This is a genomic window from Fusibacter sp. (assembly GCF_057447755.1).
The window spans coordinates 1-13,727 of sequence record NZ_JBVBZF010000073.1; the positions used below are offsets into that span (position 1 = coordinate 1).

At 37.4% G+C, this 13,727-nt stretch carries 14 protein-coding genes; all 14 read left to right on the forward strand.

Annotated features, from left to right (window positions below):
* Positions 1–861, forward strand: an 861-nt coding sequence (gene dprA, locus AC220I_RS10490; RefSeq protein ID WP_486723779.1) for a DNA-processing protein DprA, incomplete at its 5' end; no start/stop codon positions are given.
* Between the two features lie 88 nt (positions 862–949).
* Entirely contained in the window at positions 950–3,010 is a 2,061-nt protein-coding gene (topA, locus tag AC220I_RS10495) for a type I DNA topoisomerase (RefSeq protein ID WP_486723780.1), read from the forward strand.
* Between the two features lie 10 nt (positions 3,011–3,020).
* Positions 3,021–3,800: a GTP-sensing pleiotropic transcriptional regulator CodY gene (gene codY / locus AC220I_RS10500; RefSeq protein WP_486723781.1), complete on the forward strand. Its 780-nt coding sequence runs from the start codon at positions 3,021–3,023 to the stop codon at positions 3,798–3,800.
* 404 nt (positions 3,801–4,204) lie between these two features.
* The gene (gene flgB / locus AC220I_RS10505; protein ID WP_486723782.1) at positions 4,205–4,603 is read left to right on the forward strand and encodes a flagellar basal body rod protein FlgB; all 399 of its coding nucleotides are present in this window, start codon (positions 4,205–4,207) and stop codon (positions 4,601–4,603) included.
* A gap of 32 nt (positions 4,604–4,635) precedes the next feature.
* Entirely contained in the window at positions 4,636–5,076 is a 441-nt protein-coding gene (flgC, locus tag AC220I_RS10510; RefSeq protein ID WP_486723783.1) for a flagellar basal body rod protein FlgC, read from the forward strand.
* 14 nt (positions 5,077–5,090) lie between these two features.
* Positions 5,091–5,393: a flagellar hook-basal body complex protein FliE gene (fliE, locus tag AC220I_RS10515; protein WP_486723784.1), complete on the forward strand. Its 303-nt coding sequence runs from the start codon at positions 5,091–5,093 to the stop codon at positions 5,391–5,393.
* 33 nt (positions 5,394–5,426) lie between these two features.
* Positions 5,427–6,983, forward strand: a complete 1,557-nt coding sequence (gene fliF / locus AC220I_RS10520; RefSeq protein WP_486723785.1) for a flagellar basal-body MS-ring/collar protein FliF — start codon at positions 5,427–5,429, stop codon at positions 6,981–6,983.
* Between the two features lie 8 nt (positions 6,984–6,991).
* Positions 6,992–8,005 carry a flagellar motor switch protein FliG gene (fliG, locus tag AC220I_RS10525; protein ID WP_486723786.1) on the forward strand — a complete coding sequence of 338 codons (1,014 nt, stop codon included), beginning with the start codon at positions 6,992–6,994 and terminating at the stop codon, positions 8,003–8,005.
* Positions 7,998–8,789 (forward strand): FliH/SctL family protein, encoded by a 792-nt coding sequence (locus tag AC220I_RS10530; RefSeq protein ID WP_486723787.1) that lies wholly within the window; start codon positions 7,998–8,000, stop codon positions 8,787–8,789. The genes fliG and AC220I_RS10530 overlap by 8 nt, the downstream gene beginning before the upstream one ends.
* Positions 8,790–8,798: 9 nt before the next feature.
* Positions 8,799–10,106 carry a flagellar protein export ATPase FliI gene (fliI, locus tag AC220I_RS10535; RefSeq protein ID WP_486723788.1) on the forward strand — a complete coding sequence of 436 codons (1,308 nt, stop codon included), beginning with the start codon at positions 8,799–8,801 and terminating at the stop codon, positions 10,104–10,106.
* Between the two features lie 18 nt (positions 10,107–10,124).
* Positions 10,125–10,574 (forward strand): flagellar export protein FliJ, encoded by a 450-nt coding sequence (gene fliJ / locus AC220I_RS10540; protein WP_486723789.1) that lies wholly within the window; start codon positions 10,125–10,127, stop codon positions 10,572–10,574.
* Positions 10,574–11,848 carry a MotE family protein gene (locus tag AC220I_RS10545; RefSeq protein WP_486723790.1) on the forward strand — a complete coding sequence of 425 codons (1,275 nt, stop codon included), beginning with the start codon at positions 10,574–10,576 and terminating at the stop codon, positions 11,846–11,848. Before fliJ ends, AC220I_RS10545 begins: the two co-directional genes overlap by 1 nt.
* A 9-nt stretch (positions 11,849–11,857) precedes the next feature.
* Positions 11,858–13,474, forward strand: coding sequence for a flagellar hook-length control protein FliK (locus AC220I_RS10550; protein WP_486723791.1), 1,617 nt, complete (start codon positions 11,858–11,860; stop codon positions 13,472–13,474).
* A gap of 11 nt (positions 13,475–13,485) precedes the next feature.
* A partial coding sequence (locus AC220I_RS10555; RefSeq protein ID WP_486723792.1) for a flagellar hook assembly protein FlgD occupies positions 13,486–13,727 on the forward strand: 242 nt, incomplete at its 3' end.

The following is a 13,727-nucleotide window of genomic DNA, read 5'->3' on the forward strand; positions in this document are numbered from 1 at the left end:
ACTTTATATACCACACCACGTGACATTAACTATCCAAACCGATTCAAAATGTTTGAACCCCTATCGGATTTGATTTACTATAAGGGCAATAAAGCACTTTTGAATTCTGAAAAGTCAGTTGCGGTTGTAGGGACGAGAAACCCCTCTATATATGGTAAGAAAGTCGCCATGGCCTTGGGGCGTTTTCTTGGGGAGCAGGGTATCAACGTGGTAAGTGGTTTGGCGCTTGGTATCGACGGAATCGTACATGAGGGGGTTTTAAGTGTTGGGGGAAAGACAAGTGCTGTTTTGGCCTCTGGTGTGAATCGTGCCTATCCTTCAAGCCACAAGCGATTATATCAAGCTATTTTGGAATCAAATGGCCTTATAATTTCAGAAAGTCCTTTATGTGAACAACCCATGAAATATCACTTTCCCTTGAGAAATAGATTGATCAGCGGGATGGCAGATGCCATCGTAATTGTGGAGGCTTCAGAAAAAAGTGGTAGCTTAATTACAGCAAGGTATGGGCTGGAACATGGACGTGTGATTTTTTCAGTACCGGGTAATATATATCAAAATAATGCAAGGGGAACCAATCAGTTAATTTATGATGGGGCCATCCCACTTATTGACTTTGAAGACATTATTTCATGCATGAACTGGGAAAAAGAAAAAAAATTTACAAATACAAATATGTGCGAATTATCAGAAAATTCTAGACGCGTCTATAAAATGCTTGGTGAAAATAAAAGAGCAAGAATTGTGGATTTACAACACTTTCTAAGGGTTGATATGGGTGTGGTTAATGCTGTTATTGCGGAATTGGTATTCAATGAGTGTTGCGAATTTGTCAGTATTGACGAGATACAAATAAAGTAGAAAAGACTTGACAAGATAGGTAAATATATATAAATTTATTAGGTACAGTTGATAACCACAACTTGAATATAATTTGGAGTGTTGATATATGTCCTATAATTTAGTAATTGTTGAATCCCCAGCTAAAGCAAAAACCATCGAAAAGTTCTTGGGAAAGAACTTCAAAGTGGTTGCCTCTATTGGTCATGTCCGTGACTTGCCAAAGAGTAAAATGGGAGTAGACATTGAAGATGACTTTGATCCGAAATACATTAATATAAGAGGTAAAGGTGATTTAATCAAATCCCTTAAGACAGCAGCTAAAAAAGCGGATAGAGTTTATCTTGCAACTGACCCCGATAGAGAAGGCGAAGCAATCGCTTGGCATCTCGCCTTTATTTTAGGAATTCCTAATGATGAGGCTTGTAGGGTCACTTTTCATGAGATAACAAAAGAGGCTGTGAAAACCGCTGTTAAAAATCCTAGAGAGATTGATATAAATTTAGTTGATGCTCAACAGGCAAGAAGAGTGCTAGATCGACTCGTTGGCTACTCTATTAGTCCAATTCTATGGCGTAAAGTCAAGAAAGGATTAAGTGCAGGTCGAGTTCAATCTGTTGCAACAAAATTAATCTGTGATCGTGAAAGAGAAATATTGGCATTTATGCCTAAAGAGTTTTGGAAAATTGAACTTAAAACTTTAAAAGCGAGTAAAGATCCTATTTCGTTTGAGTTTTACGGTGATGATTCCGGTAAAATTGAATTGGAAAACGAAAAGCAGGTTGATGGGATTATAAAGTCGATGGCTTCAGAAAAGTGCCATATAACTTCTGTAGAAACTAAAAAGAAGTTTAGACATCCAGCCCCGCCATTTATTACGAGTTCTTTGCAGCAGGAAGCATCAAATCGATTTGGTTTTACCACTAAGAAGACCATGATGCTTGCACAGCAATTGTATGAAGGGATCAATGTAAAAGGCAGAGGCGCAATTGGTTTAATCACTTATATGCGTACAGACAGTGTTAGAATATCAGATGTTGCAAAAGATAGCTGTAGAGCGCTTATTTCTGAGCAATTTGGTGCAGAATATCTTGGTGGTGAAGAAAAGAAGGCAAAAGTCTCAAAAGCCGCACAAGATGCGCATGAAGCAATTCGTCCTACTTACGTTGACTTGTCACCAGAGACCATTGAAGAATCACTCTCAAAAGATCAGTATAAACTTTATGATCTTATATGGTCTAGATTCGTAGCATCTCAAATGGCAAGTGCTGAGTTTGAAGGCCTTTCAATTGAAGCAAAGGTTGGTTCATATCTCTTTAAAACCACAGGAAGTAAACTTATTTTTGATGGTTTCTTAAAGGTGTATACTTTTAGCAAGCAAACAGACAAGTTGTTGCCTGAATTAGGCGTTGATGAAGTTCTTAAGGTTCAAGCCTTTGACAAAACACAGCATTTTACACAACCACCTGCTAGATTTACAGAGGCATCATTGGTTAAAGAAATGGAAGAGAAGGGCATTGGTAGACCGAGTACCTACGCACCTACAATTTCAACCATTTTGAGCAGAGGCTATGTGGAAAAAGATAAGAAAAATCTAAAACCGACTGAGCTTGGTTTTATTATTGATGAAATAATGGGCGAATATTTCGCGACGATTGTTGATGTTACTTTTACAGCAAACATGGAACAACGCTTTGACGGTGTTGAAGAGGGCTCTGAATTATGGAAACAAGTTATTAAAGATTTCTATGGTGATTTTGATCCGCTTCTTAAAAATGCCGATGAAGCGATTGAAAAAGTGGACTTGACTGAGGAAACGGATATCCCTTGTGATAAATGCGGTGAAATGATGTTGATAAGACATGGCCGTTATGGAAAGTTCTTAGCGTGTTCAAATTACCCTGAATGTGACAATACTAAGCCGATTTTAAAATCACTTGGCATTAAGTGTCCTGAGTGTGAAACTGGCGAAATAATAGAAAGAAAAACCAAGAAATTAAAGAATTTTTATGGTTGTTCTGAGTTCCCAAAATGTAATTTTGTATCATGGGACCAACCCGTTGATAAGAAATGTCCTAAATGTGGTGATATCCTTGTTCATAAGAAAACGAAAAAACAGGATTTTATAAAATGTCATAACGCAAATTGCGATTATAAAGAAGAAAATTAAGGAGGAAAGAATGCTTAACAGTAATATATTAAATAAAATGAGACGACTCAATGGCATTTTGCAGACATCTGGTGCATCGCATTTATCTTTTCAGGATCTATGCCATACTATGATGAATATATTGGATTCAAACGTATATGTAGTAAGCAAAAAAGGCAAAATTTTAGGTGTGAGTTTATATGACCACGAAGACAGCGCAGTCATCAGTTCTGACGTTGGCGAAAAGTTTTTTAGCAGTGAAGACCACGAGGAACTAATGAAAATCAGTGAGTCAATGTTTAATGTCACTGAAGATAAACTCGTGAGTATCTTTAAAAATGATATCGACAGCTATTCTAAATTTGTAACGATCGTTCCAATCATAGGGAATGCCCAAAGAGTGGGAACGTTTATCATAGCAAGAAGAGAAGAAAGTTATTTAGAAGACGACTTAATTTTGGCTGAATATGCCGCTACAATCATCGGCCTTGAAATCATGCGTGCGAAGAGCGATGAGCATGAAGAGAGTGCTCGTAAAAAAGCAATCGTACAAATGGCAATCAGCACACTTTCTTATTCTGAGTTTGAAGCGATCATCAACATTTTTGAGGAGTTGAACTCTGAAGAAGGTCTATTGGTTGCAAGTAAAATTGCTGACAAAGCAGGCATTACAAGATCTGTTATAGTCAATGCGCTTAGAAAGTTTGAAAGTGCTGGTGTAATTGAAACGAGATCATTAGGAATGAAGGGCACTTATATTAAGGTCTTAAATGATTGTCTATTGGTAGAACTTCAAAAGTTAAAAAATTAATCTTATCAGAATTTGATAAAAGCATTCTTTAGTTAATAAGTATTAAATATAGGATTGTCCATTCGTGGACAATCCTTTTTGTCTTAATAGGTATGAAGCGTACTTTGGAATGCCTTTTATGGATTAGAATATGGCTGACAATTATAAAAAATAATTTTGAATTTAAAAGCATAAGGCGCAATCATAATTATTATATAAGAAATAAGTCCTAAAAATAATGAATATAGGCATCAATCTGTTAAAAACGCTTTATTTTCTACAATATATGGGTTAAAATAAAAACTAGAGAGGTATATGTTGTGTTATGCAATTTGTCTATGCTATAAAATGCATATTTTGATATATTTAATATTTTTGTGATAGATACCGATAAGTAAATTATCAAAGCGTAAAGGGGTGTAAGCATGTTTAAGAGTTCATTTAATTATATTAACTTAATGAATAAAGCACTTGATGGTTCATGGATGAAAAATAGTGCCATTGCAAATAATATTGCCAATGTAAATACACCAGGCTACAAAAAAGACACTGTAAATTTTGAAGATGTTTTGCGATCTGAAATGAATTTGAACTCGAGTGTGAATATGACAAAAACCAATGCAAGACACATGGACCCATATAATTCAGGCACAATCGTCACAGAGAAAGTACAAGATACAAGCTACAGAGTGGACGGCAATAACGTCGATATAGATGTTGAAAATGCTGAACTCGCAAAGAACACGATCTATTACAATTCTCTGATTACTGAAATAAATGGGCAGTATAATCGCCTAAAAACGGCATTGAGAATCAACAAGTAACCTATTTGATGTTTCCATAAGAGAGGTGCAAAATGAGTTTTTTTAATTCGATAAATGTAAGTGCCAGTGGTCTAACTGCTGAGCGTTTGAGAATGGATCTGATTTCCGAAAATATTGCAAATGCGAATACCACAAGAACTGCGAGTGGTACACCCTACAGACGAAAAATTGCAATCTTTAGAGAGCAAGAGCCCGATGCGTTTGCAATAGCACTCGGCAAGGCAAATAATGCCTTTCAAACCGGAAACGGAGTTGAAATTGCAGGGATCTCAGAAGATCAGTCGCCGTTCAAGAAAGAGTATAATCCAAACCACCCAGATGCAGATGCAGATGGTTTCGTCAGCCTGCCAAATGTTGAAATTGTCAACGAAATGATTAATATGATTTCAGCATCAAGGGCATATGAGGCAAATATTACTTCTATTGGCAATACGAAAAGTATGGCCATGAGAGCACTAGAGATTGGTAAATAAGGGGCGTGAGTTAAATGGCAATATCACCACTTAATAATTCGATAATACAAACCAATCAAAAATTGATTGATGTCAACAAGGAACTCAAAGACAATGGCCTCAATTTTCAAGATTTGTTGGTGGGGAATTTACAAAAGGTTAGTGACTATCAAGTCGAATCTGAGAAGATGGACACCTTGTTCGCTTTAGGCGAGATCGATAATATCCACGATGTGACAATTGCGGGTATGAAAGCGGATTTGACCATCAACTTAGCTGTTGAGGTAACAAATAAGGTATTAGCAGCATACAATGAAATCATGAGATTACAATTATAAAAAAGATAAATTATCACTTTATGGGGTGCGTTAATGGGAGATTTATTAAATAGAATCCGTGAAAGGATTACAACCTTCTATTCTGGCTTAAACCGAAATAGAAAAATTATGTTGATATCGGGAATTGTCTTGGCGGTCCTTGCGGTTACTTTTCTAATATTAACACTCACGAGAACTGAATATGTTGAAATAGCAAGAGGTGTAACACCAGTTGACGCCCAAGCTATTACAGCGAAATTAGATGAACTGGGGATTTCTTGGAAAGATGAAAATGATGCCTCAGTTATTCTTGTGCCCAAAAGTGATGTTTCAAAAGCCAGAATGGAATTGGCTGTTCAAGCTCAGGCAAGTAACTTTAGCTGGTCTGATGTCTTTAGTAATGAATCAATTACCATGACCTCTCAAACGAGAGATCAGATGTACATTCAAGCCACTGCAGCAGCTGTGGAGAGGTCCATCGAAACCATTACTGCTGTGGATGATGCCACAGTAATTTTGCAGATTCCGAAGGATAGCAACTACTTTATGGCAGATAAGGTGATGTCAAAGGCGTCAGCTGTTTTAATGTTAAAGAAGGGCTATACCCTTGATGAAGCTCAGGTTAACGGCATTGTCAATTTGATGGTGAGTTCAGTTAAAGATTTGACACCTGAGAATGTTACCGTTATCGACAGTACAGGCGTTCAACTTAACAATCCTGAAAATAATGAGTCTTTTTCGGCCAACAGTCAATTTGATCTACAGGTTAAGACTCAATATCAAATTCAAAATGATTTAACGGTCTTCCTTGAAAAGTTATACGGTATTGGAAACGTTGAGGTTCAACCTCATATAACCTTAGATTTTAATCAACAGACTGAAACGCAACGTGTCTTTAGCCCGCCGATAGAAGGCGAAGTCAATGGCATGCTGAGAAGTGCCACTAAGATCACAGAAAATGTCGTAAATGGCACAGGCGCTGTTGGTGCACCAGGGACAGATACAAATGGTGGTACTGTAACGTCGACTGTGGAATCAGGAACAAATAATTCGTCATACCAAAAGGCAAGTGATACCTTAAATTATGAGCTTAACGAAATCTATAGGGAGATTGTTAAGGCTCAAGGTACGGTTACAGATATGTCAATTGGTGTTATTGTCAACTCTAAGTCGCTTGTGGACGGGACAATGACGGATGATCACTATAATGAACTGGTGGATCTAATTGCCATGTCAGCAGGCACTGGGCGAGATAATATTAGGATAGTCGTTCAAGAGTTCCCAGATCCAATGGCGAATTACGATGTCTATACTGGTACAGATACGACTGGCCTTGTGTTTGGTATTCCGTTATGGGCACTCATCTTAATTGCATTTATAACCTTGTCTGCTATAATTGCAACCATCATCATTATCAGAAGAAGCAGAGCTAAGAAAGCGGCACTTGAAGAAGAAGAAAGACAAAAAGCACAGCAAGTCAAAGCTCAACTTGAAGAGATTGGCGGCGAAGCTGAAGATAAAGGTAGTCCAAAATACCATATTGAAAAATTTGTGGATGCAAATCCAGAAGCGGCAACTGCTCTATTAAGGGCATGGCTCAATGAAGATTAGGAGGGCGTATGGCAACGAAAAAAGGTAAAATGTCTGGAAAAACGAAAGCCGCAATACTCCTAATCGCACTAGGACCAGAGCGGTCGGCAACACTCTTCAGTCATATGCATGACGATGAAATAGAAGAACTGACGCTTGAAATTGCGAATGTGAGTAAAATTTCTCCTGAAGAGCGTGAATCTGTGCTTGAAGAGTTCTATCAAGTTTGTCTTGCTCAAGAGTTTATTTCTGAGGGTGGTATCAATTACGCCAAAGAAGTACTCGAGAAAGCAATGGGCTCACAAAAAGCACTTGAAATCATCAACAAGCTTACTTCGTCATTGCAAGTTAAGCCCTTTGACTTTGTTAGAAAAACAGATGCAACTCAGTTGCTTAACTTTATACAGAATGAACATCCTCAAACCCTAGCGCTCATATTATCTTATCTCAATGCCAATCAGGCTGCTCAGGTGCTTTCGGCATTACCGCAGGAAAAACAGGCCGATGTTGCTCAGAGAATTGCAACCATGGAGAGTACGTCGCCTGAGATCATCAAAGAGGTTGAGCTTGTACTTGAGAGAAAACTGTCTTCTATGGTAACTCAAGACTACTCAGCAACTGGTGGTATCCAATGTATTGTTGATATCCTTACATCGGTTGATAGAGGAACTGAAAAATACATCCTTGAAACACTTGAAATTCAAAATGCAGAGCTCGTTGAAGAGATTCGTAAGAAAATGTTCGTATTCGAGGATATCATTAATCTTGACAGCGTTGGTATTCAGAGATTTATTCGTGAGGTTGATAACAGTGAACTCGCAGTTGCGCTTAAGGGTGCTACTGATGAAGTTAAGGAAATCATCTTTGCAAATATGTCAAAACGTATGTCTGAAATGCTCAGAGAGGACATGGACTTTATGGGACCTGTTCGTCTTAGAGATGTTGAAGAAGCACAACAGAAAATTGTTAATATTATTAGAAAACTAGAAGAAGCAAATGAAATCATTATCGCTAGAGGCGGAGGAGATGAGCTAATTGTCTAAGGTTTTTAAGTCCTCAAGGGTAATTCTAGATGATAAGGCATTTGTGCTTTCCACAAAAATTGAAAAAGCGACGGATCATAAAGAGACAGAGCTGGAAGAAGAATTGGCTGCCCACGTTGATATTAATCATACATTGGCAGCCAATGAAATAATTGAGGAAGCACGAAAAGAGGCAGAATCTATTTTAGATGAAGCAGATCTTGAGGCGGCAGAAAAATTAAAAACAGCACAGCAAAGCAGTGATAATATTATTGCTGATGCCTATGATCAGGCCAAGGGCATCATGGAGCAAGCGAGGAATCAGGGATATGAGGAAGGTTACGAAGCTGCTATGAGAGATAGTAGTGAAACTTCTAAAGCCATTGTAGATGAAGCGCTTGCCCTTAAAAATGAATGGTTGAAGGCAAAAGAAGTCTTGATGAAGGAATCAGAAAAAGAAATGATTGAGATTGTTCTAGAATCCATCGAAAAAATTCTGAACAAAAAAGTTGAAGAAGATGCTCATCTCATTGAAGCTTTGATTCAAGAGGCTGTTAAGCGCGTCAATAAAACTGAAAATCTTACCTTGCGCGTGTCCAGTGAAGATTATAGCCATGTGTTGAGTATTAAACCAATGATTGTTGCAATGACAGAGAAAGTTGATGATATCGAAATAAAACAAGATTCTTCACTAAAAAATGGAAGTTGCATCATAGATACGGATTCGGGCAGTATTGACAGTAGTGTCTGGACACAATTTGAGCAAATTCGAAAAATGTTTGAGGATCTTTTAAAAAGTGAGTAGGGATATATCATGATCGATTTGATGAAATACAAAAATGCCTTGAGGGACAACGCCTTGTTAAAATATAGTGGCCGTGTTTCTAAAATAATTGGACTCATGATCGAATCTATAGGACCGGCTGTTGAAATAGGGGAAGTGTGTGAAATTTACCCTATTAAAAACGGACCACCTTTAAAGGGCGAAGTTGTTGGCTTTAAAGATGACCGAGTCCTTTTAATGCCTTTAGGCGATATGGCCGGTATTGGACCGGGTAGTAAAGTCATTTCCACAGGACATGATTTACAGGTGGATGTTTCGGATGATTTACTGGGGCGAATTTTAGACGGTCTGGGTAACCCGATAGATGGGCTTTATAAGCCAAAGGCAACATATAAATATCCGGCCAATAATAATCCGCCGAACCCACTAGAGCGTGATAAGATTGAATCGCCAATGCCACTGGGGATTAGAGCGATTGATTCACTTTTGACCTGTGGTAAAGGGCAGCGGATTGGTATATTTGCTGGTTCAGGTGTAGGTAAAAGTACCCTGCTTGGTATGATTGCAAAGTTTACTCAAGCTGATATTAATGTTATCGCACTGGTTGGCGAGCGTGGTAGAGAAGTGCGTGAGTTCATTGAAAACGATTTGGGCGAGGATGGCTTAAAGCGATCGGTTGTTGTTGTGGCGACATCAGATCAACCTGCACTTGTAAGGGTAAAAGCAGCTTTAATTGCCACTTCGATTGCAGAATACTTTAGAGATCAAGGGAAAAACGTCGTTTTGATGATGGATTCTGTGACCCGTTTTTCAATGGCGCAAAGAGAAATTGGACTTGCAATAGGAGAACCGCCTGTTACGAGGGGGTATACACCGTCTGTATTTGCGGTCCTCCCAAGATTGCTCGAGAGGGCAGGGAATTCATCCGTTGGTTCCATAACGGGATTGTATACGGTTTTAGTAGATGGTGATGACTTCAATGAACCGATTTCTGATGCTGCCAGAGGTATTCTGGATGGTCATATTATTTTGACTAGGAAGCTCGCCTCTTTAGGGCATTACCCGGCGATTGACATATTGGAAAGTGCAAGCCGTGTCATGCCAAATATCATAGATGAGCAACATCTTTTGGCTGCCATGCGCTTTAAAGAAATTTTAGCGGTTTACAAGGGTTCTGAAGACCTTATTAGTATAGGTGCATATGCAAAAGGAAGTAATCCTCATATTGATTTGGCCATCAGCAAAATTGATGATTTCAATAATTTTTTAAAGCAGAGAACCAATGAAAAAACAGAGTTCAATGATGTTATTCAAAAAATGGAAGCGCTTATACTTTAATAAGCCCAGGGTTAATTTATGAAAAAGTTTAGATTCAGATACGAGAGCGTATTAAAAATGCGACTTGATAAGGAAGAAAATCTCAAAAACGACTTGGCGAAGCAGGTTCAAAAGAGACAGGTCATATTAGACCGCATTGATAAACTTAATGCGAGCCTCGACCAATATTCAATCTGGATTCAAGATGGCCTAAGAGAAGGCCGCAAAATGGCATATCATGAAATTGACCAAGGAAAGAAATATTATAAAAAACACATTAAAGAACAAATGCAGTTGTTGAAATCCGTTGAAGTTGAAATCGAACGAATTAAAGCCTTGCTTATTGAAGCGATGAAAGAACGCAAGGTCATGGAGAAGGTTAAAGAAAAAGATTTTCAGACCTATATAGAAGAGTTTAACAAGGCGGATGCAAAGGTTATAGAAGAAATTGTGAACTACAAGAATAATAAAAAAGAAGGTGATGAATAATGGCAGAAAAACAACCAGTTCAACAAGTAGATGAAAACAGTGCAGAAGAATCTAAAAAAAGTGGTGGCAAGTTGGGTTGTTTAATCGTTTTACTAATATTATTTATTACGCCTGTTCTTGCAGTTGGAACTTTATATTATTTCAATAAGGATTTTAAATTAAGTGTAAATGGTGTTATGTCACAAGTGCCTGGACCTGTGGGACAGTATTTTGATAATTTTCCAACACAGGCTGAAGAAATGTCAAAAATTAGAACTATTTCTGACTACATGCTGACAATTACCGAAGATCGTGCAGTAGATAAGCTACTTGTTTTAAGGGGTGAAGATGCCAAGGCCTACGATGAAGTCATTAAGGATATGATTCGAATTAATCCCAATAAAACTAAAAATATTCTTGAAACCATCAGGGGACTGGGGCTCAGCAAAGATGCTGTAATAACAACCGTTCAAAAGATTGAGGAGGAGAAGGCTGCCGATATTAAATCTAATGCAGATTATATTGCTTCATTGCCAGTCTCTTCTGCCATGATTGAAATTGATAAAGTAATTGCGGCCTCTATCAACGGCCATAAAGATGCAGCCTTGTTGTTTGAAAACATGTCTGATCAAGATGCTGAAAAAATATTATATCGATTAGACGAAGTAGATCGCAATAAGATATTTTCATTCCTAAGTGAGAATAAAAATTTAAGTATTAAGCAAAAGCATAACGAAATTGAACGCAAGAACACAGAGCTTGTACAGGTCGCAAGCGTTTATCGATCAGAAAATCCTTCAACACTTATAAATACAATCGGTGACACCAAGGCTTATACCATTGATGAGCTTGCTGTAATCTATAAAAATATGGGGCCTATGAAGGCTGGTGAAGTACTCGCCAAGTCATCAAATGATACTTTTGTTTTTCAAGTTATTGAGAAAATGAAAGAAAATGAATTGCTCAATGAAAATGTTGATAATATTACGCCAGATGTCTTAAAATCGTTAAAGATTTATAGAGAGTTTGACGATAATGTAAGTGAGCTCGTTAAAGTCTATTCTAAGATGGGAACGGATAAGGTTGCAGACATCATAAAAAACATGATGCTTAATGCGTCTCCATCAAAAGTATATGAGCTCAACAATGGTGATTTGATCTCAATAAGCGATGAAAAGTTGATGCTAGAAATTCTTAAAAGTTTCCCTGAAACAAAGAAGGCAGAGATTCTTTCGCTATTGGATAAGACCATATCATCGGAACTAACGCGCAAGCTAGCATTACCAGAAAATTAGGAGGTGACCATGTACACGCGAGAATTGCAAAATAATATGTCAATTCTCAATGTATTTAAACAAACTGGCCAAGCAAATTTAGAAAAGCAAACAAACAATTTTAGTGATGTAATGAATAAGCGTTTTCAAAGTAATGTCTCGACTCAAACAGAAGCTTCTCAAAGCATTAAGCGTAATACCTTTGAGCCGAGCAAGACCGAGACAAAACCAGTGGAAACGACTAAAAACAATATCCGTGAAAAAACGGATAATGTGGCAGAAAATAATCTCAATCAAAAGCCTGAAGATGTTGAAAGTCAGGTTGTTCAGAAAAAATCAGAAGTAAAGACCACTAAAAAGGCTTCTACAGAATCTGAAGAAATTGAAACTGATGAAGCAGATGTCAAAAGCGATCTCATAAAAAAACTCAAAGTTACAGAGGACGAGTTAGATCAGTTGACAGCACTTTTAGGGCTTGATTTGACACAACTTCAAGAGTTGATTACAACAGGCAATGTAGATGAAACTATTTTTCAGGACATTTGCACAAGTATGAGTCAAATTGAAATTGATTCATCTTTAAAGGGTAGCGAAGAAATCGATCCCAAATTGTTGGAAACTTTAAAAACACAATTAGAAAGTTTGTTGCAAACCCTTAAAAATAATTCAAATGAACTTGAATCAAAAGATCAGACGTTCGTAAAAGTATTCGCTGAAAAGCTTGAATTTCTATTGAATGAGACAAATACTTCTACAAAACCTCTTGAGGTAGAAACGTCTAACGCAAGCGATCAAGATGTTGCCCCTCTTAAAGAAACGTCGCCAGACCTACTTGAAAAAGTAAAAGCGATTCTTGTAAGGGATGGCAATCAGACAGACAAAGTATCAACTGATGTAAAAGGATCAGAGGTTAAAGCGAGTGTTGAAGGTGTTAAAACAGTTGAATCTGATCAAAAGCCAATACCTGAAATTGTTTTAAGTAAAGATGAAACATCCAAAGTGATTACGACTTCTGAGAACATGGGTGCCAGTGATAAAGGTAGCGATGGCGACTCAAATGCTGAACAAACGGAAACGATTGTAGCCGTTTCCAGCGATGGAGATCTTGTAATTACAAAAAGTAATTCAGAAACCAATACTATTTTAGATCAAATTACAATGAAGCAGCCAAGTTCAATTACTAACGGGACTCAAAACACAAATGGCCCAACACTTAGACAAAATATCTTCAATCAGATATTAGACTCAGTCAAAGCCAATATAAAGTTAGATGACAATGGTTCGCATATGCTCATGAAATTAAAACCAGAACAGCTTGGTAGCCTAGAGCTTAAAATTTCAATCCATAAAGGCATTGTGCAAGCGGAAATTAATGTTGAAAATGAAATGGTAAAAGCCACAGTTGAATCAAATCTTGATAACTTAAAGCAATCTTTATCACAAAAGGGTTATCAGTTGAATCAAATCAATGTCTCTATTGATTCTGGAAAGAAAGAACAAGAACAACAGTTTAATTTTAAACAGAATTCAAAATCAAAGAAAATATCACCACTTGAAGAAGTGGAAAATATTACAGATACCTTATTAAATGTATCAAACTATCAAAATGATGGCTATGAGTCGTCAACGATTAACTATTATGCATAGGAGGTGAAATAATGGCATTTCCAATTAGTGGCTCGTTTACAGAATCACAAATCGAAAAATTAAATGCAATTAGCAATGACGCTAAAAATACCGAAAGACAGAAGAATCAAACCCTAGATAAAGATGCTTTTCTAAAACTCATGACAGTGCAGTTACAGCATCAGGATCCACTTAGTCCAATGGATAACTCTGAATATATCAATCAAATGGCTCAGTTCTCGTCAGTTGAACAGCTTTCCAATATCAGTTCAGC

Excerpts from the sequence above, each read along its gene's own strand:
- topA (WP_486723780.1), top strand. The coding sequence starts at position 950 with ATGTCCTATAATTTAGTAATTGTTGAATCCCCAGCTAAAGCAAAAACC.
- fliJ (WP_486723789.1), top strand. The coding sequence starts at position 10,125 with ATGAAAAAGTTTAGATTCAGATACGAGAGCGTATTAAAAATGCGACTT.
- fliG (WP_486723786.1), top strand. The coding sequence starts at position 6,992 with ATGGCAACGAAAAAAGGTAAAATGTCTGGAAAAACGAAAGCCGCAATA.
- AC220I_RS10545 (WP_486723790.1), top strand. The coding sequence starts at position 10,574 with ATGGCAGAAAAACAACCAGTTCAACAAGTAGATGAAAACAGTGCAGAA.
- flgC (WP_486723783.1), top strand. The coding sequence starts at position 4,636 with ATGAGTTTTTTTAATTCGATAAATGTAAGTGCCAGTGGTCTAACTGCT.
- flgB (WP_486723782.1), top strand. The coding sequence starts at position 4,205 with ATGTTTAAGAGTTCATTTAATTATATTAACTTAATGAATAAAGCACTT.
- codY (WP_486723781.1), top strand. The coding sequence starts at position 3,021 with ATGCTTAACAGTAATATATTAAATAAAATGAGACGACTCAATGGCATT.
- fliI (WP_486723788.1), top strand. The coding sequence starts at position 8,799 with ATGATCGATTTGATGAAATACAAAAATGCCTTGAGGGACAACGCCTTG.
- fliE (WP_486723784.1), top strand. The coding sequence starts at position 5,091 with ATGGCAATATCACCACTTAATAATTCGATAATACAAACCAATCAAAAA.
- AC220I_RS10550 (WP_486723791.1), top strand. The coding sequence starts at position 11,858 with ATGTACACGCGAGAATTGCAAAATAATATGTCAATTCTCAATGTATTT.
- fliF (WP_486723785.1), top strand. The coding sequence starts at position 5,427 with ATGGGAGATTTATTAAATAGAATCCGTGAAAGGATTACAACCTTCTAT.